The sequence below is a fragment of the Paenibacillus sp. 2TAB23 genome, from assembly GCF_052115165.1.
GTDB lineage: Bacteria > Bacillota > Bacilli > Paenibacillales > Paenibacillaceae > Pristimantibacillus.
This window is the reverse complement of sequence record NZ_JBFRGD010000003.1, coordinates 196,034-221,092: the sequence shown is the minus strand read 5'-3', so window position 1 is coordinate 221,092 and position 25,059 is coordinate 196,034. Positions and strand designations below refer to the sequence as shown.

At 47.1% G+C, this 25,059-nt stretch carries 20 protein-coding genes and 1 other RNA gene; 17 read left to right on the top strand and 4 right to left on the bottom strand.

Going from position 1 to position 25,059, the window contains the following annotated elements; all coding sequences use genetic code 11:
* Nucleotides 1–250: 250 nt before the first annotated feature.
* The 10 genes from glyQ (at nucleotide 251) to rnpB (ending at nucleotide 10,986) form a co-directional block, all read left to right on the top strand.
* Entirely contained in the window at nucleotides 251–1,138 is an 888-nt protein-coding gene (gene glyQ, locus AB4Z29_RS06250) for a glycine--tRNA ligase subunit alpha (protein ID WP_441942207.1), read from the top strand.
* Entirely contained in the window at nucleotides 1,131–3,212 is a 2,082-nt protein-coding gene (gene glyS / locus AB4Z29_RS06245) for a glycine--tRNA ligase subunit beta (protein WP_441942206.1), read from the top strand. The genes glyQ and glyS overlap by 8 nt, the downstream gene beginning before the upstream one ends.
* A 27-nt stretch (nucleotides 3,213–3,239) precedes the next feature.
* Nucleotides 3,240–4,055, top strand: a complete 816-nt coding sequence (locus tag AB4Z29_RS06240; RefSeq protein WP_441942205.1) for a pyruvate, water dikinase regulatory protein — start codon at nucleotides 3,240–3,242, stop codon at nucleotides 4,053–4,055.
* Nucleotides 4,056–4,156: 101 nt separating this feature from the next.
* The gene (locus tag AB4Z29_RS06235) at nucleotides 4,157–4,606 is read left to right on the top strand and encodes a YaiI/YqxD family protein (protein ID WP_441942409.1); all 450 of its coding nucleotides are present in this window, start codon (nucleotides 4,157–4,159) and stop codon (nucleotides 4,604–4,606) included.
* Between the two features lie 41 nt (nucleotides 4,607–4,647).
* Nucleotides 4,648–6,501, top strand: a complete 1,854-nt coding sequence (gene dnaG, locus AB4Z29_RS06230) for a DNA primase (protein WP_441942204.1) — start codon at nucleotides 4,648–4,650, stop codon at nucleotides 6,499–6,501.
* Between the two features lie 18 nt (nucleotides 6,502–6,519).
* Nucleotides 6,520–7,650: an RNA polymerase sigma factor RpoD gene (gene rpoD, locus AB4Z29_RS06225; protein WP_053376806.1), complete on the top strand. Its 1,131-nt coding sequence runs from the start codon at nucleotides 6,520–6,522 to the stop codon at nucleotides 7,648–7,650.
* 130 nt (nucleotides 7,651–7,780) lie between these two features.
* The gene (locus AB4Z29_RS06220; RefSeq protein ID WP_441942203.1) at nucleotides 7,781–8,617 is read left to right on the top strand and encodes a hypothetical protein; all 837 of its coding nucleotides are present in this window, start codon (nucleotides 7,781–7,783) and stop codon (nucleotides 8,615–8,617) included.
* A complete protein-coding gene (locus AB4Z29_RS06215) occupies nucleotides 8,617–9,399 on the top strand; it encodes a tRNA (adenine(22)-N(1))-methyltransferase (protein WP_441942202.1) in 783 nt (260 codons plus the stop codon). The genes AB4Z29_RS06220 and AB4Z29_RS06215 overlap by 1 nt, the downstream gene beginning before the upstream one ends.
* Entirely contained in the window at nucleotides 9,366–10,487 is a 1,122-nt protein-coding gene (locus AB4Z29_RS06210) for a Nif3-like dinuclear metal center hexameric protein (protein ID WP_441942201.1), read from the top strand. The genes AB4Z29_RS06215 and AB4Z29_RS06210 overlap by 34 nt, the downstream gene beginning before the upstream one ends.
* A gap of 92 nt (nucleotides 10,488–10,579) precedes the next feature.
* An RNA gene (gene rnpB, locus AB4Z29_RS06205) (RNase P RNA component class A) lies at nucleotides 10,580–10,986 on the top strand.
* Nucleotides 10,987–11,049: 63 nt separating this feature from the next.
* On the opposite strand, the gene AB4Z29_RS06200 is transcribed toward rnpB, so the two are convergent.
* Nucleotides 11,050–12,894 carry a S8 family peptidase gene (locus tag AB4Z29_RS06200; protein WP_441942200.1) on the bottom strand — a complete coding sequence of 615 codons (1,845 nt, stop codon included), beginning with the start codon at nucleotides 12,892–12,894 and terminating at the stop codon, nucleotides 11,050–11,052.
* 183 nt (nucleotides 12,895–13,077) lie between these two features.
* Here AB4Z29_RS06200 and AB4Z29_RS06195 point away from each other — a divergent pair, with 183 nt between their 5' ends.
* Genes AB4Z29_RS06195 through AB4Z29_RS06185 form a run of 3 tightly spaced genes read left to right on the top strand, consistent with a single transcriptional unit; the run spans nucleotide 13,078 to nucleotide 14,267 of the window.
* Entirely contained in the window at nucleotides 13,078–13,578 is a 501-nt protein-coding gene (locus tag AB4Z29_RS06195) for a YpuI family protein (RefSeq protein WP_441942199.1), read from the top strand.
* Between the two features lie 53 nt (nucleotides 13,579–13,631).
* Entirely contained in the window at nucleotides 13,632–13,844 is a 213-nt protein-coding gene (locus AB4Z29_RS06190) for a DUF1540 domain-containing protein (protein ID WP_441942198.1), read from the top strand.
* Between the two features lie 6 nt (nucleotides 13,845–13,850).
* Entirely contained in the window at nucleotides 13,851–14,267 is a 417-nt protein-coding gene (locus tag AB4Z29_RS06185; RefSeq protein WP_441942197.1) for a hypothetical protein, read from the top strand.
* 50 nt (nucleotides 14,268–14,317) lie between these two features.
* On the opposite strand, the gene AB4Z29_RS06180 is transcribed toward AB4Z29_RS06185, so the two are convergent.
* Nucleotides 14,318–14,947: a GTP pyrophosphokinase gene (locus AB4Z29_RS06180; protein WP_183559768.1), complete on the bottom strand. Its 630-nt coding sequence runs from the start codon at nucleotides 14,945–14,947 to the stop codon at nucleotides 14,318–14,320.
* A gap of 161 nt (nucleotides 14,948–15,108) precedes the next feature.
* Between AB4Z29_RS06180 and AB4Z29_RS06175 the strand changes: the two genes are divergently transcribed.
* The gene (locus tag AB4Z29_RS06175; RefSeq protein WP_441942196.1) at nucleotides 15,109–15,897 is read left to right on the top strand and encodes an ABC transporter ATP-binding protein; all 789 of its coding nucleotides are present in this window, start codon (nucleotides 15,109–15,111) and stop codon (nucleotides 15,895–15,897) included.
* A complete protein-coding gene (locus AB4Z29_RS06170) occupies nucleotides 15,888–18,221 on the top strand; it encodes an alpha/beta hydrolase family protein (RefSeq protein ID WP_441942195.1) in 2,334 nt (777 codons plus the stop codon). The genes AB4Z29_RS06175 and AB4Z29_RS06170 overlap by 10 nt, the downstream gene beginning before the upstream one ends.
* 55 nt (nucleotides 18,222–18,276) lie before the next feature.
* On the opposite strand, the gene AB4Z29_RS06165 is transcribed toward AB4Z29_RS06170, so the two are convergent.
* Nucleotides 18,277–18,993, bottom strand: coding sequence for a queuosine precursor transporter (locus AB4Z29_RS06165; RefSeq protein WP_441942194.1), 717 nt, complete (start codon nucleotides 18,991–18,993; stop codon nucleotides 18,277–18,279).
* Nucleotides 18,994–19,226: 233 nt separating this feature from the next.
* Between AB4Z29_RS06165 and helD the strand changes: the two genes are divergently transcribed.
* A complete protein-coding gene (gene helD / locus AB4Z29_RS06160) occupies nucleotides 19,227–21,554 on the top strand; it encodes an RNA polymerase recycling motor HelD (RefSeq protein WP_441942193.1) in 2,328 nt (775 codons plus the stop codon).
* Between the two features lie 2 nt (nucleotides 21,555–21,556).
* Here helD and AB4Z29_RS06155 read toward each other — a convergent pair whose 3' ends face one another.
* The gene (locus AB4Z29_RS06155) at nucleotides 21,557–22,450 is read right to left on the bottom strand and encodes a PAS domain-containing protein (protein WP_441942192.1); all 894 of its coding nucleotides are present in this window, start codon (nucleotides 22,448–22,450) and stop codon (nucleotides 21,557–21,559) included.
* A 697-nt stretch (nucleotides 22,451–23,147) separates the two neighbouring features.
* Here AB4Z29_RS06155 and glgB point away from each other — a divergent pair.
* Complete coding sequence (gene glgB / locus AB4Z29_RS06150) at nucleotides 23,148–25,055, top strand: 1,4-alpha-glucan branching protein GlgB (RefSeq protein WP_441942191.1); 1,908 nt, start codon at nucleotides 23,148–23,150, stop codon at nucleotides 25,053–25,055.
* Nucleotides 25,056–25,059: the final 4 nt, after the last annotated feature.

Here is a 25,059-nt window from a genome sequence, read left to right as displayed (position 1 = left end):
AGCTTAGCGAGCCGGGAAAAGTGAAAGCCTGGATGGACATGGCGATGAAAAGGCACTCTGGAGCCGTATCGAACAAAGAGGGTTTGCCCATAAGGGGCTAACCAAGTAGGGTGGAACCGCGGGATTACAACTCTCGTCCCTACGTCTGGCAGCAGACGTAGAGACGGGAGTTTTTTGCGTTCCTGCACTGCTGTCCCGAAGTTAGGTTAGCTTGTTTGCTTATAACAGACGATGAAGGAGAGGGTCAGTCATGAATTTTCAGAAAATGATTTTGACATTGCAGCAATTCTGGGCCGAACAAAAGTGTATATTAGTGCAGCCTTATGATGTAGAGAAGGGTGCAGGAACGATGAATCCGATGACATTCCTGCGTTCCATCGGTCCTGAGCCTTGGAATGTTGCTTACGTGGAGCCGTCCCGCCGTCCGGCAGACGGTCGTTATGGGGAGAATCCGAATCGCTTGTACCAGCATCATCAATTTCAAGTTATTTTGAAGCCTTCTCCAGACAATATCCAGGAGCTTTATCTTGAAAGTCTGAAGCAGCTCGGCATTGACGCGAATGACCATGATATTCGCTTTGTTGAGGATAACTGGGAATCACCAACGCTTGGTGCTTGGGGCTTAGGCTGGGAAGTATGGCTTGATGGCATGGAAATTACGCAATTCACGTATTTCCAACAGGTTGGCGGCATTGACGCGAATCCGGTTGCCGTTGAGATTACTTACGGCATGGAGCGTCTTGCTTCCTACATCCAAGAAAAAGAAAATGTGTTCGATCTGGAATGGGTGGAGGGCGTAACGTACGGAGACGTCTTTAAGCAGCCGGAATATGAACACTCTAAATATACGTTCGAAACTTCGGATACGGCTATGTTATTTTCGTTGTTCAACATGTACGAGGAAGAAGCGAAAAAAACGATGGAGCATAATCTCGTATTTCCGGCTTACGATTACGTGTTGAAATGCTCACATACCTTCAATCTGCTCGATGCTCGCGGAGCGATCAGCGTGACGGAAAGAACGGGCTACATCACAAGGGTCAGAAATTTGGCGCGTGCCTGTGCATCGACCTACTACGAGGAAAGAGAACGTCTAGGATTCCCGTTGCTGAAGAAAGGAGTGGAGCAGCATGGCTAAAGATTTGTTGCTTGAGATTGGACTAGAGGAAGTACCTGCCCGGTTCGTACGCGGAGCGATGAATCAGCTGAAGGACAAGACCGTGAAATGGCTTGCAGATTCCCGTATTGAGCATGGCGCAGTTCAAGTATATGCGACGCCTCGCCGCATTGCTGTTCACATTCTGGAAGTAGCCGAGAAGCAGACCGATATGAATGAGGAAGCGAAAGGGCCATCCCGCAAAATTGCACAGGATGACCAAGGCAATTGGAGTAAAGCGGCGCTCGGCTTTGCACGCAGCCAAGGCGTGGAGCCTGAGCAGCTGTATTTTCAAGAGCTTGCAGGTGTGGAATACGTATATGCGACAAAAAGCAGTGTAGGTACACAAACGGCTGCCGTACTGCCTGAAGGTTTGCTGTCTTTGATTACATCGATGTCATTCCCGAAGAACATGCGCTGGGGAAGCCACGAGCTTAAATTTGTAAGACCGATTCGCTGGCTCGTCGCCTTGTTCGGTCAAGATGTCATTCCATTTGAGATTACAGGTGTACAAACCGGCAACGTAACGCGCGGCCATCGTTTTCTTGGCGAGGAAACAACCGTACAAGAGCCCTCGCTTTATGTGGAGCGATTGCGTGCCCAGCATGTTATCGTTGATGTAAGCGAGCGGGAAACGCTGATTGTAGATCAAATCAACCAGCTTGCCAAGGACAAGAGCTGGGAAATTGCCATCAAAGAAGACCTTCTAGAGGAAGTGCTTTTCTTGGTTGAATATCCGAACGTGCTATTCGGCGGCTTCGATCCAGCGTTCCTGAACATACCGCAGGAGGTATTGATTACTTCAATGCGCGAGCACCAGCGTTACTTCCCCGTATTTAACGGAGAAGGCGAGCTGCAGCCGTTTTTTGTAACGGTTCGCAATGGTGATCTGAAATCGATTGAACTTGTAGCCAAGGGGAATGAGAAGGTGCTTCGGGCTAGACTGTCCGATGCGAAGTTTTTCTACGAAGAGGATCATAAGCTGACGATTGAGCATGCTCTCTCCAAGCTTGAGAATATCGTCTATCATGAGGAGCTGGGCTCGGTTGCCGATAAAGTGAGGCGCATCCGCGCTACGGCCGATCTTTTAAGCAAACATTTGGAGCTGGCCGAACAGGAAACACAAGACATTAGCCGTGCGGCAGATATTTGCAAATTCGATCTGGTTTCACAGATGGTCTATGAATTCCCTGAGCTGCAGGGCATTATGGGCGAAGATTACGCACGGAAAGCAGGAGAGCGACAATCCGTGGCGAAAGCCATTAACGAGCACTACCAGCCACGTTTTGCCGGCGATCTAGCTCCCTCAGAATTGACAGGTGCTATCGTCAGCTTGGCTGATAAAATCGATACGATTGTCGGCTGCTTCTCAATCGGAATTATCCCGACTGGCTCGCAGGATCCTTACGCGCTTCGCAGGCAAGCAGCAGGTATCGTTCAGATTATATTGTCACATGGCTTGAAGCTGCATCTAAACGATCTGTATGCTGCTGCCTTGTCCATCCACGAGAGCCGCGGCTTGAAACGCCCAGCGGAGGATATAAGCAATGACTTATCGGATTTCTTCGCGCTTCGTGTCAAAAACGTGCTTTCCGAGCAAGGTGTTCGATATGATGTTATTGACGCGGTCATGGCCTCGGGCTTTGTAGATTTGAAGTCAACGATTGAGCGTGCAAGCGTTGTTCAAGCATTAGCTGCAAGCGAAGACCGCAATGAGTTCAAGCTGACTGTCGAGCAATTCAACCGTGTGAGCAACCTAGGCTCCAAAGCGGCGTCGAAAAATGTGGATTCCGCGTTGTTCAGCGAGCAAGTGGAAACGGACTTACACGAAAAATGGCTGCAGCTGCGTCCGGCGTTTACAGAAGCTATCGCAATGGGTGATATTTCCAAGGCCGTTCATACCTTGTCAGCACTGAAGCCTTATATTCATTCGTATTTCGAGAATGTAATGGTCATGGCACCAGATGAGGCCGTTCGCGCTAACCGTTTGTCTACCCTTGCAGGCATTGCCGAAGATATTGCCGTTGTCGCGGATTTTTCTAAGCTAGTTTGGTAATTGATGTAGTCAGGAGGATGAAGGATCATGTCACGTTTAAATCCTGAAGTAATCGTCTATGTCGTATCCGACGCGGCTGGTGATACGGGTGAGCTTGTCGTACGTGCGGCAATCGCTCAATTTCACCCGCTTCATACAGAAATTCGCCGAGCACCGTTTATTACAGAGGAACATGGCTTGCAGCGAATTGTTATGCAGGCTAAGGAAGTCGATGCAATCGTGATCTATACGCTAGTCATTCCGGATCTCCGCGACTGCATGAAAAAACTTGCCGATGAGCATGGCGTAAAGGCTATCGATTTATTGGGATCATTCATAGAAACATTAGAACTGCGCACCGGCCGCAAATCCCGTCAAGAACCGGGTCTTAACCATGTGCTTGATGCGGACTATTTCCGTAAAGTGGAGGCAGTCGAATTCGCAGTTAAATATGATGACGCGAGGGATACTTCAGGCGTTCTCAAAGCAGATATCGTATTGGTAGGCGTATCCCGAACGTCCAAAACGCCTTTGTCGATGTATCTCGCTCATCAAAAATACAAGGTTGCCAACGTACCGCTTGTGCCGGAGCTCAAGCCGCCGGATGAACTGTTCAAAATTCCGAAGCGGAAAGTAATTGGGCTTACAATCGGGGTTCCTTATCTGAATACGATCAGGAAGGAAAGGCTTAAAGCATTAGGTCTGCCAAATAATGCATCCTATGCGACGCCGGACCGTATTGAAAAAGAGCTGCTTTATGCCGATAATATTATGAAGCAGCTTGGCTGCGTCATCATTGACGTCTCGCATCGGGCAGTCGAAGAAACCGCCAGCTTGATTATGGAATATGTACGGATGCCATAACAGCAGGCGGCAGGATTTTTTGCAGTTATGCCGTATATAATAGTATAGGACAAGAATACGAAACTGAGCGGTGATCACCTATTCGGATAGAGAAGCCTACTATTGTGGTTGACGCAGATGCATGCCCGGTAAAAGCAGAAATAGGCGAAACGGCCAGAGCCTTCTCCGTTCCGGTACTGATGGTTGCTTCTCATGACCACAGGCTTGAGCCGCAGCAAGGCGTAGATATCGTACAGGTCGACCGGAGCAATCAATCCGTCGATCTGTATATCGTTAATCATATTACGCGTGGAGATATCGTGGTTACGCAGGATTTCGGCTTGGCATGCATCGCTATCGGCAAAGGAGCAATCGTATTGTCTCCGCGAGGGGAAGAATATACGAACGACAACATCGATTATTTGATGGAGCGTAGGCATGAGCTTGCAAAACGCCGCCGAACTGGAGGCAAAACAAGAGGGCCTAAAGCGATGAATAACGATGATCGTGATCGATTTCAACAAAAGTTGACAAAAGTTTTGCGAAATGAGCAGGAGAACCATGACGTATAGCGAATATTATTTACGTGTTACTAGGATGAAGGTGATGAACGATGACATACGGTAATAAAATACCGGAGGAGATCATTGATGCGGTTCGCAAGCATTATGACATCGTAGAGACGGTCGGGAAATACGTTCATCTCACGAAGCACGGCAAATATATGAAGGGGTTATGTCCGTTCCATTCGGAGAAGACTCCCTCGTTTACAGTTACGCCGGAGCTCCAAATTTACCATTGCTATGGCTGCGGGAAAGGCGGAAACGTCATTCGCTTTTATGAGGAAATGGAGGGTTATTCCTTTCCTGAAGCCGTTCGCTTGCTAGCTCTCGATGCGGGAATGCCCATAACTTGGGGCTCTCCCGAAGGAAGCAAAGCCTCTCCGCATGATGCAGACCGAGCCAAAATTATTGAAGCGCATGAGCTTACCATTAAGCTTTATCATCATGTGCTCAATAATACAAAGCAGGGTCAAGCCGCAAAACAATATTTGCGGGAGCGGAATCTCAGTGATAAGCTAATCGATCATTTTATGCTCGGTTACGCGCCTGAGGAATGGGACTTGCTTGCTCGGTTTTTGACGAATCGGGGCTTCGACTTAGCACTGATGGAAAAAGGCGGGTTGCTCTCGGCGAAAGCTGACGGGAGTGGATATGTGGACCGGTTTCGTAATCGCATTATGTTTCCGATTTGGGATCGAGACGGCAAAGCTACCGCGTTTGCGGGTCGCATTATAGGCGAAGGACAGCCGAAATACTTGAATACCTCGGAGACGATGCTGTTTACGAAAAGCAGAACACTTTACAACCTGCATAATGCGCGGCCGGCTATTCGCAAGAGCAAGCAGGTCGTATTGTTTGAAGGTTACATGGATGTCATTAAGTCATGGAGTGCAGGTGTCAAAAACGGCATTGCGACAATGGGAACGGCTTTGACCGACGAGCATTGCGCCATTCTCAAGCGTCAAGCCGAGGAAGTTATCGTCTGCTATGACGGTGACGATGCAGGACAAGCAGCAGCGCACAAATCAATTCCGATGCTGGAAGGCGCTGGCTTGAAAGTGTCGGTGGCGATGCTTCCGAAAGGCAAGGATCCCGACGATTATATAAGTGAATATGGCCCGGAAGCATTCCTGCGGGATACGATGGACCAGCCGGTATCGGTAACAAAATTTAAGCTTATATATTCAAGGAAAAACCATATACTGCTAAAAGAAGAAGGTAGAAAGAACTATCTGCTCGAAGCGGTACAAATTGTTGCGGAGCTTGATTCATCAACGGAACGCGAGGTCTACTTAAAAGAAATATCCCGTGAGTTCGATATCTCCCTTGACGCCTTGAAGCAGGACTGTCACCAAATTAGACTAGAGCTGCAAAAAAAGAAACCGCAAGGGGATAATAACGACAATTCGTGGAATAATGGTAGGAATGAAAAGCCCCGAAAGTCTGGACCGCCTACTCTAATGCCCGCTTATACGCATGCAGAACGAAGGTTGCTGCATGTCATGATGCGGGATCGGGAGGTTGCGCAAGCGGTTCATGATCGTTTAGGCGATGCGTTTAATGTAGAGGATCACGCAGCTCTTGCTGCTTATTTATACGCTTATTTTGCTCAAGGCTACGATCCGGATGCGAGTCGTTTTATCGCAACGCTGCTTGATGATCGATTAGAGCGCACAGCAGCATCGATTCTGATGATGGACAGCGACTTTCCATTCGACGACACGACGATGAACGCTTATATTCAAGACATCCTAAAGGTTCCGCAGTACCTAGATATTGATCGTAAGAAAGAAGAAATGGTGCGTGCTGAGCGTACCGGAGATTTTTTGGCAGCAGCACAAATAGCAAGTGAGATTATAACCCTAGAGAGACAGCTTAAAGGGCGACAGGAAGATCGTTTCTAGGGGGGAGGGAGTCGGAATATGGCGAATGATCAACATACTGAACTAGACACCGAACAAAAACTGGATCATGTGAAGGATCAGTTGATTGAACAAGGCAAGAAGAGGTCATCTTTGACGTATAAAGAAATTATGGATAAGTTGGCTCCGTTTGATCAGGATCCTGAACAAATTGATGAATTTTTCGAACAGCTCGATGATTTTGGGATTGAGGTACTGAACGAAAACGACGAAGAAAATCCACTCGCTGCCCAAGGGGAAGAGCAAGAGCGTGAGCAGGATGACTTTAATTTCGATGATGATCTTGCATTGCCGCCAGGCATTAAAATTAATGATCCTGTACGGATGTATTTAAAAGAAATCGGTCGGGTTCCGCTTCTCTCTGCGGATGACGAGGTCGAGCTTGCACAACGTATCGAGAATGGCGACGAAGAGGCTAAACGTAGACTGGCTGAAGCAAACCTGCGGTTAGTCGTTAGTATCGCGAAGCGTTACGTAGGCCGTGGCATGCTGTTCCTCGATTTGATTCAAGAGGGCAATATGGGCTTGATCAAAGCTGTTGAGAAGTTTGACCATCAGAAGGGCTTCAAATTCAGTACGTATGCGACATGGTGGATTCGTCAGGCCATTACTCGCGCAATAGCTGACCAAGCACGTACGATTCGAATTCCCGTTCATATGGTGGAAACCATCAACAAATTAATCCGGGTTTCCCGTCAATTGCTGCAAGAGCTTGGGCGTGAACCGACGCCAGAGGAAATTGCTGCCGAGATGGAGCTAAGTACGGAAAAAGTTCGGGAAATTATGAAAATAGCGCAAGAGCCAGTATCGCTTGAAACGCCAATCGGGGAAGAAGACGATTCTCATCTCGGAGACTTTATTGAGGATCAAGAAGCGCTTGCTCCTGCTGATGCAGCAGCTTATGAGCTTCTCAAGGAACAGCTTGAGGATGTGCTGGACACCTTGACTGAACGTGAGGAGAACGTTTTGCGTCTTCGTTTTGGACTGGATGACGGCCGTACGAGAACGCTTGAAGAAGTAGGCAAGGTTTTTGGTGTTACTCGTGAGCGTATCCGCCAAATTGAAGCCAAAGCACTGCGCAAGCTTCGCCATCCAAGCCGCAGCAAGCGGTTGAAGGATTTCCTTGAATAAATACGATATGTTTGGAATATTGACCTTTCTGCTCTTGCAGCAAGGTCTTTTTTCTAAAGAACGGGCCTCATACAACATATACATTTAATTGGATATAGGCCAATCGGGACCGAAGGGACAGCGAAAAACGATGAATGAGGATCGTCGGCAAATTATCGTGAAAGAAATTGATCATTGGAGACGCAGCAAGCTGCTTCCGGATCAATACTGTGACTTTCTGCTGAATCTTTATGCTGATCAAGACACGATCCATACAAACAAAGATCAGCAAAATACAGTGGGAAAAGCAATTGCTGCTGTGCAAAAAGCAACAGGAATGCAATGGTTCCTTACATTTGGTACTTTTACCTTAATTTCCTTTGTTGTGCTTTATTTTAACGAATTTCATCCGCTATTGCAAATGGCTGTTGTGGCGCTTGGAACGGTTGTTTTTTTACGCATCGGACAACGTCTGAGAGGGCGTAATGAAGCAGCTGGATTATCAATCACAAGCACGGGCATGCTGCTCCTTCTTGGCGGTGGTTTATACATGCTGAATTACCATGGACTAGACCATTGGGGCTGGAGAACTGGCCTGCTTGCTTTTAGCGCAATCTTTTGGATTACATACGGAATTGCAGCACGTATACCGGCATTGCATTTTAGCGGCTGGCTTGCGGTTGTACTTGTATACGCTTGGCTTCTATCGGAGTTTACGGCAGATTCTAAGTGGTATGAGATACAGTTGTACTGGCTGCCGATCGCCTGTTTGTTTGGTTGGGGCAGTTGGTTTGTGCATCGATGGTCAAAAGCTGTATCGGCAGTGCTATTTTTGACTTGCTCGTTAGTTTGGTTCATGCCGGAGCTATATGCCGTGATGTTCGCTGATGTAATGGCTTGGCTGCAGCTGCAGCTGATCATTAAAATCGCGATTGGCGGCGGTTTGTTATTTTTAATGCGAAAACGATGGATGGTGTGGGTTGTATAATGCTGAAATTATCAAAACGTCTGCAGAGGATTGCAGATTATGTAACGATTGGGAATCGAGTAGCTGATATCGGTTCGGATCATGCCATGCTTCCCGTGTATCTTCTGCAGGCGAATGTGTCGCCTTCAGCAATTGCTGGAGAGCTTAATCGCGGGCCATATGAGGCAGCCAGAAAGCAAGGGGCTGATGCAGGCCTAACGGCACGTTTAACAGTTCGCCAAGGAGATGGGCTCAGCGTGCTGCTTCCAAACGAAGCGGAGACGGTTACGATAGCCGGCATGGGCGGAAGCTTAATGAGCGATATTCTTGAAGCGGGTTATGCTGCTGGAAAGCTTGAAGGAGTAACGGAGCTTGTGCTGCAGCCGAATGTAGGCGAGGAGCTCGTGCGCAAATGGCTGCTGAAGCATAATTGGTTTCTTAAATCGGAAAGCATTCTCGAAGAGGATGGGAAGATTTATGAAGTACTGCATGCTGTTCGGATAGATGATGCAGAGACACGCAACCATGAATTGTATCATTCGGGCAATATACAAATGAAGCTTGGAGCAGAACAATGGTTTTTGGTTCAGCTTCAAATGGGACCATACTTGCTGCGTCAGCCTCAGCTGGTTTTGTTCAAGAAATGGCAACATGAACTTAACAAGCTGGAGCGGATTTGTGGGCAGCTCGCGACGTCTGAGCTGCCCGAATCGGCCATAAAGCGGGATCAGTTTCTGGCCGAAATGAATGTGATTAAGGAGGTTTTGCAATGTTTGCAAACGGACAATCCGTCATCCAGCTGATGGAGCAGCTTGCACCGAAGCATTATGCGGTTGAGAATGACAAAATCGGCCTGCAGCTGGGCACATTGAACAAACCGATTACAAAAGTTTTGGTTGCATTGGACGTTACGGATGCAGTCGTCGATGAAGCCATTGAAACAGGGGCAGAGCTCATCATCGCGCATCATGCGATTATTTATCGTCCACTTGCCAAGCTGGATACTTCAACGGCAGCTGGGAAATTGTATGAGAAGCTCATCAAAAATGATATTGCTGTCTATATTTCACATACCAATCTGGATGTGGCGGATGGCGGGATTAATGATTGGATAGCTGACCTTGTCGGCATTATGCCGGAAGGAAGACAATCCTTGGAAGAGGTCTATACGGATAAACTATACAAGCTAGTTGTGTTTGTTCCCGAGAGCCATCATGAGCAGGTATTAGAGTCTATTTGGCGCTCGGGAGCAGGCAAGATTGGCAGCTACAGCAATTGCAGCTTCAACATGAAGGGTACAGGCACCTTTGTTCCAGGACCGGGTACAGAGCCTTACATCGGGTCACAGGGCAAGCTTGAACGAACGGAAGAAATAAGAATCGAGACGATTGTTCCATACAGCGTGCACCGCAAGACGGTACAAGCGATGCTGAAAGCTCATCCATATGAAGAAGTTGCCTATGATTTATATCCGGTTGATTTGAAGGGAAGATCCTTCGGACTCGGACGTGCAGGCAAGCTGATAGAACCCTTGACGCTTGGTGAGCTTGCTGAACGGGCTAAGGAGGTTTTCGATGTACCCGCTGTACGAGTCGTCGGCAAGCTTGACCGTGTGATCCGGAAGGCAGCCGTGCTTGGAGGCTCTGGCTCGAGATATGTAAGGCATGCTATTTTCGCCGGAGCTGACGTATTGGTTACTGGGGATATCGATTATCATACGGCGCATGATGCGCTTGCAGCAGGCATATCGATTATTGATCCCGGCCACAACATCGAAAAGGTCATGAAGCACAAGGTAGCAGAGTGGCTGAATGAACAGCTTGCAGTCAGCAAATCAGAAACCAAAGCTATTGCTTCTACTTTGGATACTGAGCCCTTCACTTTCATCTGAAAATGCTGAGCATCCACGAGATGATTTGGCTATGATATTGTTTTGAGGGTTGAGCTTTTGCCCGATTGCTTGTATACTTAACGATGCCACGGAAAGTTTGACAGACAATCGCTGGCGGCCTTGTTGCCGCGAGAGGAAAGTCCGGGCTCCGCAGGGCAGGATGCTGGATAACGTCCAGTCAGCGCGAGCTGAAGGATAGTGCCACAGAAATGGACCGCCGATGGCCGGCTTTATGCCGGTACAGGTAAGGGTGGAACCGTGGTGTAAGAGACCACGAGGAGCATAGGTGACTATGATCCTGGTAAACCCCATCTGGAGCAAGACCGAGAGGACGCCGCAGCCCCTAAGCTGCAGCCTTAGCCTGAGGCGCGTCCGGGTTGGTTGCTGGAGCCGTATAGCAATGTGCGGCCTAGATAGATGATTGTCGCTTCATCGTGGGAGGGTCGTTCCCGTTTGGACCACCAGAAGTACAGAACCCGGCTTACGGCAAACTTTCCGCACGACTTCATAACTAACAAAGAGCACCCGTCGCATGCGAACGGGTGCTTTATTGTGACTATTTTTATTTTCCTGACTGCGATACTATTCGTTCAAGCCGCCTTTTTACTTGGTCGGGATAAGTCTGCAGGGCTCCGCTGAATTTAGATGCTGCTTGGAGCGCCCTAACGATATCTATCTCACCGTACCCGAAATAATCGTCCTTGCCTTTAGCTCCTAAATCACTTGCCGATGTCCTCATAAGCTCCATCACTTCCACATTAGACAGTTCCGGATTCACGGAGCGAATGAGACCGGCTAACGCAGCCACGTGCGGACTTGCCATAGATGTCCCAGATAACGCGGCATATTGGCTGCCTGGATAGGTGCTTGCAATGCTGTCGCCTGGAGCAGCCACGTCAATATAATCGCCGTAGTTGGAGAAAGATGCTTTTTCCTTATTGCTATCCGTGGCTGCAACAGCGAATACTTCCGGATAAGCGGCAGGGTAGCCTGGACGATCCGTGTTGTCGTTGCCGCTTGCTGCTATCATGACTACATCATGCTCATAGGCATATTTGATGGCATCGTGCAGGAAATCAGCTTGCGCGTAGTTGCCGAGGCTCATATTAATTACTTTTGCCCCATGGTCTACTGCCCAAATAATGCCCTGTGCAACCGAATAGGTTGAGCCCGCTCCGCTGCTGTCGAGCACTTTGATCGGCATGATTTTGTTGTACCAGGATAATCCTGCCACGCCTTCGCTATTGTTAACGGTGGCACCGATAATTCCCGAGACATGTGTCCCATGACCGACATCATCGTCTGGTTCTGATTTTTCATCAACGATATTGACGCCTTTTGTTATTTTTCCTTTTAAATCCGGGTGGTTGCTCTGCACGCCAGTGTCGAGCACCGCAATAATGACCTCATCTTTGCCCTTGGATATATTCCAGCCTTTCTCGGTTTCAATGGAGGGCAGGTTCCATTGATACTCGGAGTATAATGCGTCATTGGGAACGATGGAGCTGCTCTCATTGGTCATATACAAATAATGGGGCTCTGTATATTCGGTATTCCAAGTCTGCTTAAAATATTGAACGAGCTGGTCGGTCTCGATATTTCTCGAACGGAATATAAAGGTATCGCCAACCTGCTTCATGGATTCCGCATTTATGTCTCTTTTGACACGTTCGAGCTCGTCTGGCGTCAATGGTTTCGTGAAATGGACGACAACATCGCGGATATGATAATGACTGGCATTTCCGTTATCCTCGCCGCTGCGCACGGTCGTATCAATGGTTGAATTCGGTTTGACGGATTCAATCTTATAATTTCCTTCCGAGGGGTAGGGAATTAATCGTAAGTTACGCATCTGATGCTGCTCAACGGATTTAAGAATGTCCTGCTTGATGACGCCAACCACGCCAATTCCGACATGCTTCGCGTCAGGAACGCCAAGCACCATATACCGACTGCCGTCCTTTGCGGTTAAGGCATCCGATTCATATTTGGCCCCTTTGCTCACCTGAGCTTTTGCATCCTTCACATAAGCTTCTATTTGATTTTTATCCGTTTTGGGCAAAACACCGCGATCTACGCTTCGTTTTCCCGAGATCCAGCTGATGTAATTCATATGCATATGTTCATGCATCATTTGCTTGATTTGCTGGCTGGCAGCTGCTTTGGAGCCCATAGATGCATGCATTAGCTTTTGAAAATCTTTCGAACACTCTGAGGCGCAGAGCATCGCCGTAGCTTTCACGTCAGACTGTACAGCGGCCATTTTGAGCGTATGCTCCCGTTTGGCGGAGAAGATTGAGGATTGTGGCTCCTTTTTGATTTCTTTAGGCGCGAATAAAGGGGTTGTAGGTATAAGCAGAGCTGCCAGGGCTAGAATGGTTAAAGCGCCAATCCATTTTCTATGCATGTCGGAAACCTCCATTGATCGTTCTGAATTAGAGCAGATTCTAATCCATAGGTTCGGGTTCCGAGGCTGAAAATATGCGAATGAATCCGTTAATCGCCAGTACCATCTCAATGTAATTTGTGGTACGATAATAATGATTGTAGTTTTTACGCGTGTTTGGATTATGAAAGGGGAACTACCTATATGCCAACTGCTAATGTCAAAGCGCTAACGGAATCAACTCGAACGAAGCTTAAGGATGCGGTTAATCAATTAGAGCCGTTTCTGAATAACAACGCTTTGCTCCAATTAACCGGTGAAGATAATGGGGAAGAAGCTCAAAATTTCTACAAAGGCCTTTTATCCGATTTGAGACATTTATTGGTATTTTCTGAAGTCTCGGTTGAAAAGCTGGGAGTATTGCTCAGACGTCCCAATTTCGATACTGATTATGCGGAACGCGTGCTGTATGAAGTTTACCATCAATGCGTAAGCGCGTTTTTCTATCCAAAGAATGAGTGCTACTCCGAGGATGGACGTTACGCCTATACAGGCCAGGATGCCATAAGGTTCCGCTTTAAGCCTACTCGCGAGTCCCGCGGCATCGTACTTAACGTATCCAAAGTATTCGAGGAGCTGCGTGACGAGTTGTCTTATTACGAAAACGATTATATGACGCAGCGCCGTATGCAAGGACAAAAATAAGGCAGAATGAATCACCTCCACTCAGGGAAACTTGATAGTGGAGGTGATTTTTTATGCCGAAAGGCGTGTCATGTAGTGTAGCGAATTGCAGCTTCTGGGAAGAAGGCAACAACTGCGGTGCGGGTGCAATCAATATTGAAATCGATCAGCATGCAGGCGCCCATTTCAACGAAGAATTTGCTGGAGACGAGCTTGGCTTATTCCATCAAGATGAAGCCGAGCAATCCAAGTCCACGTGCTGCTTGACTTTCAAACCTAAGGAGTGATGATCGATGGGTAATTATGAAGACGATTATAAAAAATTGTTGGATGATCGAGATCGGTCGGCACGAACAAGCCTTCCTGTTATGGGGACGGATCGCTTGCTTGATGTAAATGAAGAAATGGCTGCAGATTTTGCAGTGGGAAATCCTGTTGTGCACACGGAGCGGAGAGAGGACCGGCATGTGGAGCAAGCGGAACGGACAGATACGAGATCGGGCGGATATGCGCTTGGATGGGTATCGTTGGTTTTTGCGATAGCATCATGGTTTATTTGGCCGGTATTGATGGGAGCTACAGCGACAGTGCTCGGCTACATGGCTTACCGGCAAGGCGCTCGCGGTCTCGGTGGTTGGTCTATGGCAATCGGACTTATAGCATTGGCATTGAATTTGCTCATCGTTCCTCTTTATTACGCGATAACCTAACGTTCATAACAAAAGAAGCTCCGCCCGTTTCCATGGGCCGGAGCTTCTTTTTATTTGAGCGCTTGCTCGCGATGCTTCTGCACTTCCACATTAAGCGCCAGCATTTGCCTGTCAAGGAGATGGATCATATCCGCGGAGCCTTTTAATTGCTCTTGAATATGTGGCGGAATTTGTTCATTGAATTTATAATAGATCTTATGCTCAAGGCTTGCCCAGAAATCCATCGCGATTGTACGGATTTGTATTTCAACGAGTACATTTTCTGTGCGGTCCGTCAGAAAAACAGGAATTTCAATGAGTAAATGGATGCTTTGATAACCATTAGGCTTCGGGTTAATGACATAGTCCTTCAACTCGACAACGCGAACATCGCTTTGCTTGCTTATCATATCCACGATCTGATAAATATCTGTCGAGAAGGAGCATATCACGCGTACGCCAGCAATATCTCGAATATGCTCTTTCGCGTCTTCCAGCGTGATCGGCAAGCCTTTGCGCTGCAGCTTCTGCATGACGCTCTCCGGAGCTTTAATTCGAGTTTTCATATGCTCGATTGGGTTGTAGTCATGTATAAATTGAAATTCTTCATTCAAAATATTAAGCTTCGTTTCTACGGCATCAAGCGCAAATTTATACGTAAGAAAAAAATGAGCCCATTGCTTCAATTGGTTGGTTTTCATTTGCAAGTTCACTCCTGATATTACTAGTATGTATAGGTATTGGTAGGTTAAGGACGACACGTTCCGTGCATGATTGGAATCGTTGTATTATAATAATGGGCGATATGATAATCGAAGTCAAATTTTAAGATAGCCATGGTTAATGAACAGGAGTGCTAACGATGATTATAGATATACAGAGCGTTTCATGGGATCGCAGCAGTGAACGGATTTTGAAGGATATTCATTGGCAAGTGAAAAGCGGTGAGCATTGGTGCCTGCTTGGACTTAACGGCTCAGGCAAGACGACACTTTTAAATATGATCAACGGGTATATTTGGCCAACTGAAGGAAGAATGTCGATTCTTGGGAAGACATTCGGTGAATTTGATTTGCGCGAGCTAAGAAAAAGCATTGGCTGGGTAAGCACTTCTTTGCAGCAGAAATTGTATGGCAGTGAAACCGCAATAAAAATCGTGCTTAGCGGGAAATTCGCTACGATAGGCCTGTACGATCAAACGGATGCCCGGGATCAAAAGAAAGCAGAAGAATTGATGGAATCATTGGGCTGCACGGCTTTGATGAACCGAACTTATGATACGCTCTCACAAGGGGAGAGGCAGCGCGTGTTAATCGCAAGGGCGCTGATGGCTTCGCCAAAGCTGCTCATACTGGACGAGCCTTGTACTGGACTAGATGTATTCGCGAGGGAACAATTACTGCATATGGTTGCTTCCGTAGCCAAAGAAGACGAGTCGCCGACAATCATTTACGTTACCCATCATGTTGAAGAGATATTGCCTTGTTTTACAAAAACGCTGCTGATCAAGGAAGGACAAGTGTTTGCGGCTAATGATACATCCGAGGTGCTGACGTCAGGCTTAATGAGCGAGTTTTTCTCCGTACCAGTCGAGATTGAACGCCGAGAAGGCCGGAGCTGGCTAACCGTGAAAGGAGCACAATGGAATTAGAATCGCAAGTCCCTGAACATGAACTGCCTGAGCTGCACAACTATGCAGAACCACCGCTAAGCAGACGGAAAAGAACATATGCCTGGATAAAATCGAGATTTGCTGCGCGGAACGAACGTAACGGATACAGCTCGCGTGTCGCTGCGGGAAGCATCGTTTTTTTTGCCTCGCTGGCTATGCTCGCAGCAGTGCTTGGCATGCCGACTGGCTTTGGTATAGCAACTGATATTCTTGTCTTCTTATCGGTAAATATTATTGCAATGAGTTTGGCTGTCGAGTTGGCTTCTTTTATATTTGCCCTTATATACGTGCCGCTGCCTCGAAAACTGACGGCGGCATTCATCTATGCAGCCGTGGAAGCTTATTTAATATTATATTTCGCAGAGTTTGGCATCATAATGTCTATTCTATTTTCCGTTATTTTTACATTGATCGGCTTAGGGATGGGGTATTTGCTGGCGCTGGTCATGCATCTAAATATACGAACAATGAGCAAAGCAGCGATAGGCATGTTATTTGCTGCAGCCGTCGTTATTACCTATACAGCTGCTGATTGGACAGGGCCAGCAGCAACCCCTCAGCGCGAGCTTGCCGAGGCAAGCGGTATTGTCCTGCCGGATGCGGCGAACCCTGCTGAGACAGGCGCATATGCGGTTCAAGCCTTCACGTATGGCAGCGGTTACGATAAACATAGGAAGATGTTCGGCGAGAATGTAGATATCCAATCCGTTCAAGTCGATGCATCTGCTTACATTACCAAATGGTCAAAGCTGAAAACATGGTTTTGGGGATTTGATGAACAGAAGCTTCCACTAAACGGGCGTGTATGGATGCCGAAAGGCGACGGCCCATTTCCATTAACGCTTATCGTCCATGGGAATCATTTGATGGAGGACTTCTCCGATGGCGGTTATGGCTATCTAGGCGAGCTGCTTGCAAGCAAAGGCATCATTGCGGTGTCCGTTGATGAGAATTTCTTGAATTATTCCGTTTGGTCAGGAATCCCAAACAATGATATGAAGGTACGGGCTTGGGTACTGCTTAAGCATTTGCAGCAAATCAAGTCGTTTCATGAATCGCAAGAAAACCCATTATCTGATAAAGTGGATTTTGGTCAAGTTGCCTTGATCGGCCATTCGAGAGGCGGCCAAGCTGTGGCTATGGCCGCTGATGCTGATCGGTGGTTCAGCAAGGACCAAACCCTTGATAGCCTGGGCGATATTACTATTCAGTCCGTTGTCGCCATCGCTCCGACAGATAAGCAGGTGGACGATAAATCGGCACGATTGTCTGGCGTCAATTATTTGACGCTGCAGGGTGCCAGAGACGCTGACGTAAACAACTTTTATGGAGACCGTCAGTATGGACGCACAACCTTTTCAAACGATACGAATCGGTTTAAAGCGGCATTATATATAGCTGATGCGAACCACAGTCAGTTTAATTCCGCGTGGGGAAGAATGGATGAACGACCGCCGGGCGGTTTATTCTTGAATCGCAAAGAGCTGCTGCAAGCGGATGAGCAGCGTCTTATCTCAAAGGTATACGTATCAGCGTTTCTGCAGGCGACACTGCTGGGAGAGTCCAGCTACAAGCCTTTATTTGCCGATTATCGCTATGGGCTGGCATGGCTGCCAGAAACATCGTACAGTAACCGATACGAAGCGTCGAACTTTGAAGCGATTACGCGTTATGACGACGGTCAAGGAAAAACGGTGCTGAAAAACGGCGGGAAGGCTGCTGCTTCGGGTATGACAAGTTGGAACATAGCGGCTGCTGAGGATCGAGACGGCAATAACAAAGATACGAAAGGCATGGAGCTCGAGTGGGCTGAGGCAGGCGCACAGTATAAGCTTGAGCTCCCCATGCAAATAAGCTTGCCAGACGAAGAGGTGATCGGAACTAAGCTTGTTTTCTCGATGGCAAACTTGGAGCGTGATATAATGGCTGACGAGATTGCTGACGCTTCTGAAGCTGCTGATGTGGACCAATATCTTGAGAGCGAGCTTCCGCCGCTTCCAGCTGTTGAAATTGAAGTTACCACTTCTGAGGGCGAGCAAGTAGAGATAGAGCTAGCGGAACTTATGCCGGTTACGCCGCCAGCGTACACCTCGTTCATGACGTACTCATGGCTTGAAGATCGTATGAAAAATAAAAAATACAAGGAGTCAACGGAGCCTGTATTTCAAACGTTCACCTTACCGCTGGAGCAATTCGGCTTAGATCATACGACTATTGCCGTGAATGAAATTCAAAGCATTACGTTCCGTTTCTTGGACGGTCCCGGCAAGGTTATGCTGGATGACATCGGTTTTGCGCATTAAGCAGTATGGAGACAAAGCGGGATGCCTGGAAGTAGGCATCCCGCTTTTCCAACCTTTATAGGGCTTTATCCTCTCGGAAAACAAAGCTTCTGGCCGCATATAGAAATGGCGTTGAGCAGATCGACACGATAAATTTGATGACGTAGGTCGACAGAAAAATCGATAGCCATAGCTTGCTGTCATAGCCAGGCGCTCCTGCGAAGGCAATGGTGCAAAAAATAAACGTATCCACCAGCTGGCTTACTGCCGTGCTGCCGTTGTTGCGAATCCATAGCTGGTTTGGGGCAGGACATACTCGCTTAAGAAAGGAATAAATCCTTACATCCAGAAACTGGCTAACGAAATAGGCGCAAAGGCTGGCGAGTGCGATACGCGGCATGAGACCGAATAAAGTTTCGAGCGCGCCTTGCACTTCGAGTGGAAACGGTTCGTTTAACGGATGAAAGAGGAGAGCCATCTGCATAATAATGGTCGTAGCGACCAGCGTGAAGAAACCGAACCAAACCGCTTTTTTTGCAGCTTTCTCACCGTACTTCTCATTCAACAAGTCTGAAGCTAAATAAATGGTGCCATACATCGTATTGCCAAGCGTGATGGCAATTACGATGCCAAATGCATGGATATCTACGGTTTTGACGACCTGGATATTGGCAAGCACAGTAGCCATCCCGATCCATGCGTAGATGCCTATCCGTCCGAAAAACCGATAGGAAAGAAGAAATAACGAAAAATGCACGAGCATAAAAATCGCGCCAAACCACAAGTTAAACATGCTGCTTGTTACCTCCTAGTTTTGATAACGCGGGAGTTTGCGAACCGCGGATTGCAATAAGGCGAGTCAGGTTGCTTCCATTTCTGCCTTTGTCATTATAAACGGTACGTTCAGCCTCGGCAATAGTTTTCACCGCTTTTCATTGATCGGCAGAAGATGGTAAAATGGATGATACCGTTTTGAAGGCGAACTAATTATCCAATAGCAAGACTAATCCGTTAAGGAGTGATTTCGTGACGAATGTTAATAAGGAACGAACGATAGAGCAGCAGCGTGTCGAACAAGTAACGGAAGTGATTCGAACTCGTATTAAGGATTTCCAAGCTCAGGTTGGCGGCATGCGTGACGATATCGTGGACATTCGACGTAATTTTTGGGATGACGTAACGTTGAATTTTGAGGATGCGGCGGAATCTGCTGAATCACATGCAAGCATGAAGCAGCAAGCGGAGGTGCTCTCGGAGCGGGAGCGCAGCCATCGTCATATCGAAGAACAGCTGAAAACATTGTTGAAGCTTGAGCACTCTCCCTATTTCGGAAGAATTGACTTGGCGGAGGAGGGGCAAGAAAAAGCTGATCCAATATACTTAGGAGTGGGTTCGCTGCTTGATGACAGCGGCTATGAGTATCTCATCTATGACTGGCGTGCTCCCGTCTCCAGCCTGTATTACGACTCGGGGCCTGGACCGGTTGCGTACGAAACGCCTAGCGGGAAAATCAAGGGTGAGATGACACTCAAGCGTCAATTCATCATTCGTGACGGACAAATCCGCAGTATGTTCGATACCGGTGTCACAATTGGCGATGAGCTGCTGCAGGAGGTGCTCGGCAAGCAGTCTGATGCTCAAATGAAAAGCATCGTAGCTACGATCCAGCGCGAGCAAAACCAAATTATCCGTAATGAACGGGCAAGGCTGCTGATTGTACAGGGAGCAGCAGGTAGCGGGAAAACGTCTGCTGCACTGCAGCGTGTCGCCTATTTGCTCTATCGTTACCGAGGCATTCTTCAAGCTGATCAAATCGTTCTTTTCTCTCCAAACCCTATGTTTAACAGCTACGTCGCAACCGTTCTGCCTGAGCTAGGAGAGCAAAATATGCAGCAAACGACGTACCAGCAATACTTGGAGCATAGGCTTGGCAAAACGTTTGCACTTGAAGACCCATTTTCCCAAATGGAGTATACCCTAGCAGAAACAAATGATCCGGGCTATGAGGCAAGAATCGACGGCATTACGTATAAATCGGGCGTTTCCTTCATGCATTTGATTGACAGCTATGCTGCTGGACTGAGTGATGCTGGTCTCTCTTTCAAAGCTATCACCTTCAAGGGACGTACTCTAATTAGCGAGGCGGCGATTGAAGAGCAGTTCTATAAGCTGGACCGATCAATATCCATCGGCAATCGAATGCGGTTAACCGCGGAATGGATGCTGAAGGAGCTGACTAGGCTCAGCCGGGAGGAACGCGAGCAGGATTGGGTGCATGAGGAGATAGAATTGCTCGACCAGGAAGCATACGCGAAGGCCTTTGATGAATTGCAGCGGAAAAACCGGTTTGCCGGCAATTCTTTCGATGATTTTGATGCGGAGCGGGACTTTTTGGCAGCGATGGTCGTGCAGGAGAAGTTCAAAAAGCTAAGAAAACGCGTGAAGCGATTGCTCTTCTTGGATGTTCCGACGATCTATAAGCGCTTGTTCGAATCCGATGCGGCAACGTATAAGCAAGCGTTGGATGGTGCTCAAGAACTGCCTGAAAACTGGGCGGATATTAGCGAGCAAACGCTGGTTAAGCTTAACGCCGGTGAAATTTTGTATGAGGATGCAACACCTTATTTATATTTAAAAGAGAAGCTGGAAGGTTTTCATACGAATACGCTTGTGAAGCATTTGTTTATTGACGAGGCTCAGGATTATTCACCTTTCCAATATCATTATCTCAAACGCATTTTCCCAAATTGCAAAATGACCGTTCTAGGTGATCTCAATCAGTCGATATTCGCACATGCAGTATCAGGCAATGGTTTTGAGCCGTTAGACGAGCTGTTTAGTAAGGAAGAAACTGAAAAAATCATTTTGGCACGGAGCTATCGTTCTACCCGGCCGATTGTAGCTTTCACAAGCAAAATGATCGAAGGCGGCGACCTTATCGAGCCATTTAATCGTGATGGAGAAGCGCCGACGATCACTAAGGTGGAAGATGAAGCGCAAATCGCAAAAGAGGTTTATAGCCGTGTCAACAAGCTAGTGGATACGGGCTATTCATCAATAGCCGTTATTTGCAAAACAGCGGCAGAGGGCAAACGCATGCACACTGCTTTGCTGGCTTATTTGCCAAGCGTCAGGTTGATCGAGAAGGAAACCGTCACATTCGAAAAAGGCATTATCGTCATACCTTCATATTTGGCTAAAGGTGTGGAGTTTGATGCCGTTATAATCGGAAACGCCAATCAAGATCATTATGGACGCGAAAGCGAACGGAAATTGTTCTACACCGCTTGTACAAGGGCGATGCATGAGCTGCATCTCCTATACACGGATGAGCTTACAAGCTTTATCAAATAGTTTTACTTTCTAACTTCAGACCAAATTTCTTGCACATCCACTTGAAGCTCCGAAGCGATCAGCTCTGCTGTGAGTCTTTGGGGCTTTAATATTTTGCCATTGCGCAGCTTTGAGATCGTTTGAATCGATATGCCTGTTACTGTGGACAGATGGCCAGCTGTCATATCACGTTTGGCCATCCATATGCGAAGCTTCAATGAAGCATCGATCTGATCATCGACTGGCTTCAAATCCCATATGACAAATGCAAACTCATTCGCTTCGCCGAATCCGTCAACAATTGGTGCGAATGTGACGGAAAGCTCCAATTCAATTCCGCTAAGCTTGCTAGTCTTGACGGTCAAGCTTCTTTCTTTCTTAAGCCGATAGGTTTCCTGAATGATTTTCATTAGTTTGACATGCTCGGAATCATCTATGAATTGCATAAGCGTTTCATTCTGCATTTTGTGGTCGGGTTCAAATAATAGAGGCGCTAAGCTATCTCTCAAAAATCGGATATGCTGCTGGCGGTCTACGATGCCGCTGATTAATACTTTATTTTTCTCCGCTTGCTGCTCGATCCATTTGTAAGGGGTTAAATCTTCGAAGATAACAAAGGAATGATTACAGCCGTCCACTGAGCAAGCAGGCAAAGGCTGCTGGTCAATGCGGACGGAAATTTGCTGCTTTAGTTTCGTTTGCAGGATTACTTCGCTTTTTACAACCTGTATCGTAGTGTTGATATTGTATTTTTGAAGTAGATATCTGCCGTTTTTGGACTGAAGCTCCTCAAGCGTATAGCCTGAAAGTCTTAGAAATGCCTGATTGGCGTCTACGATACGGACATCAAGTTCATTCTGACTCAGGATGAGCATAGGCTGATGAAGCAATTGAAAGACTTGACTATAAATCGACAAAAAACAAACACTCCTCTTATTTCCATTCTTTTACCTAATTATCAATTAAAAGTATAAAATAGACGATCACAACAAACAAGTACGTGAATTTGACATTTCCGCGCATGTTTCAAATTTGGTATTTTGGTTTAATTAATTAAACTCGGTAGCTTAATGTATACCTACGCGGTGCATATGGCGTTTAGAATGGGCTAAACCGCCTCTAATAAACGTACAGCAGGCTTTATTCTAATTCATTTTCCCGATAATATGATAGCAGATAATCCATGCAATCAGAAATTATCATAGAGGCAGCACACAGGGGGACTGGACATGAACCATTGCAGCATAGATAACTGTTTGAAGCCAATTAAAGCAAAAGATTTGTGTGCGATGCACCACCAACGGTTACTTAGGCACGGAGATCCAAATACGGTCAGACCTCGCAGAGTGAAGCAGGTCTCAAATTGCAAATGGGTAAATTGCACCAAAGTGTCAATAACGAAGGGATTCTGCGCGAAGCATTATTATATCCAGCGTGTTATGGGGCCAAGTCAGAGTAATGTTACTTAAACTGACATGACTTAAATTAAACTGTCGAATTCTATGAAAACGACTGTGTTTTTTTCACCAAACCATGTATAATATGGATAAAGTATTGCAAGCTCTGCTGATTCTGACTCGTCATTGATCATCCAACAGGGGGTGAAACCAAAGAATGGTTCAAACGGCACCTAACGGGCTTTCGCACAAGGACTTATATTTATTTAATCAAGGCACTTCCTACCACAGCTACCGTTTTATGGGTGCTCACCTCGTACGAGTGGACGGTACAGACGGCGTTCGTTTTACAGTCTGGGCACCACAAGCTGCAAATGTCCGAGTGATCGGCGGTTTCAACGAATGGTCTGGCATTATGCATGTGATGGAAAGAATCGATGATACTGGCATTTTTTCATTGTTCATCGCTGACATCGGAGAAGGCGAATTGTACAAATACGAGATCGTTACGCCTGATGGCAGCATGATCAGAAAAGCCGACCCATTCGCATTCTTCGCGGAGCGCCGACCTGGTACAGCCTCTATTGTAACAAGCTTAAGCGGTTATAAGTGGAAGGATTCCAAGTGGAACAAGAAGAAACAGAAGCTTCCCGCCTACACCAACCCGCTGCTGATCTATGAGATTCACGCCGGATCTTGGAAAATCAAAGGAAAAGAAGATTTTTATACGTATGAAGAACTGGCAGATGATCTTGTTCCCTACGTCGCAGAAATGGGCTATACGCATATCGAATTAATGCCGATCGCTGAGCATCCTTTGGATCAATCATGGGGCTACCAGATTACGGGTTTCTACGCCGTGACGAGCCGCTATGGCACGCCAAAGCAGCTGATGCGTTTCGTAGACAAATGCCATCAAGCCGGAATTGGTGTCATATTGGATTGGGTTCCCGGCCACTTTTGCAAAGACGACCACGGTTTGCGCCTGTTTGACGGTACGCCTATCTTTGAAGGAGCGGATGCCAAACGTGCCGAGAAGCCGCTCTGGGGAACGCTTGCTTTCGATTTTGGCAAGGAAGAGGTTGTCAGCTTCCTCATTTCGAACGCAATGTACTGGATGGAGATGTACCATATTGACGGTTTGCGTGTAGACGCTGTTGCAAGCATGATAAATCTGCACATGGACAAACCGCCCGAAATGCATACTTATAACTACTTAGGCGGTCCAGAAAATCTGGATGCTCTCCGCTTCATCAAGAAGCTTAATGAAACCGTGTTTCATTATTACCCCGATACCCTTATGCTTGCTGAAGATTCATCCGCATGGCCTGCAGTAACGGCACCAACTTACATAGGCGGCCTCGGTTTCAATTTTAAATGGAATATGGGCTGGATGAACGACATGCTGCGCTATATGGAGCTTGATCCGTCCGAACGCCCAAGCCACCACCATCTCATCACATTTTCGCTCCTTTATGCTTTTTCTGAAAATTACGTACTGCCCCTCTCGCACGACGAGGTTGTGCACGGAAAACGTTCGCTATTGAATAAAATGCCCGGAAGCTACGAAGAAAAATTCGCCCAATTGAGGCTTTTTTATGGTTTTTGGATGACCCATCCAGGCAAGAAGCTTTTATTTATGGGCAGTGAATGGGGCCAGTTTGCCGAATGGAAAGACGGCGATATGCTGGACTGGATGCTGCTGGAATACGATATGCATAAAAGCATGCATCATTACGTCAAAACCTTAAACCGCTTGTATGTTGACCAGTCCTCGCTTTGGGAGCGGGACAGCAATCATGACAGCTTCGAATGGATTGACGTTCATAATGCGGAGCAATCCGTCATATCCTTTATCCGCCGCGGCAATTCGAACTTTACAGTCGTTCTTGCCAATTTCTCTAGGAATGACTATGAGGAATTTCGTATCGGTGTTCCAGAGCCAGGTACTTATCGCTCTTTAATGAATAGCAACGACAAGCAATTTGGCGGAACGGAATCACTTGTACAGAAGAGCTACACTAGCGAAAGAGTCTCTTGGCACGGTCACGAACAAAGCATTACGCTTCATTTACCCCCCTTGGCATTCCTGTTCATCACCTTAGATTCGGGGAACACACATTGAGAGG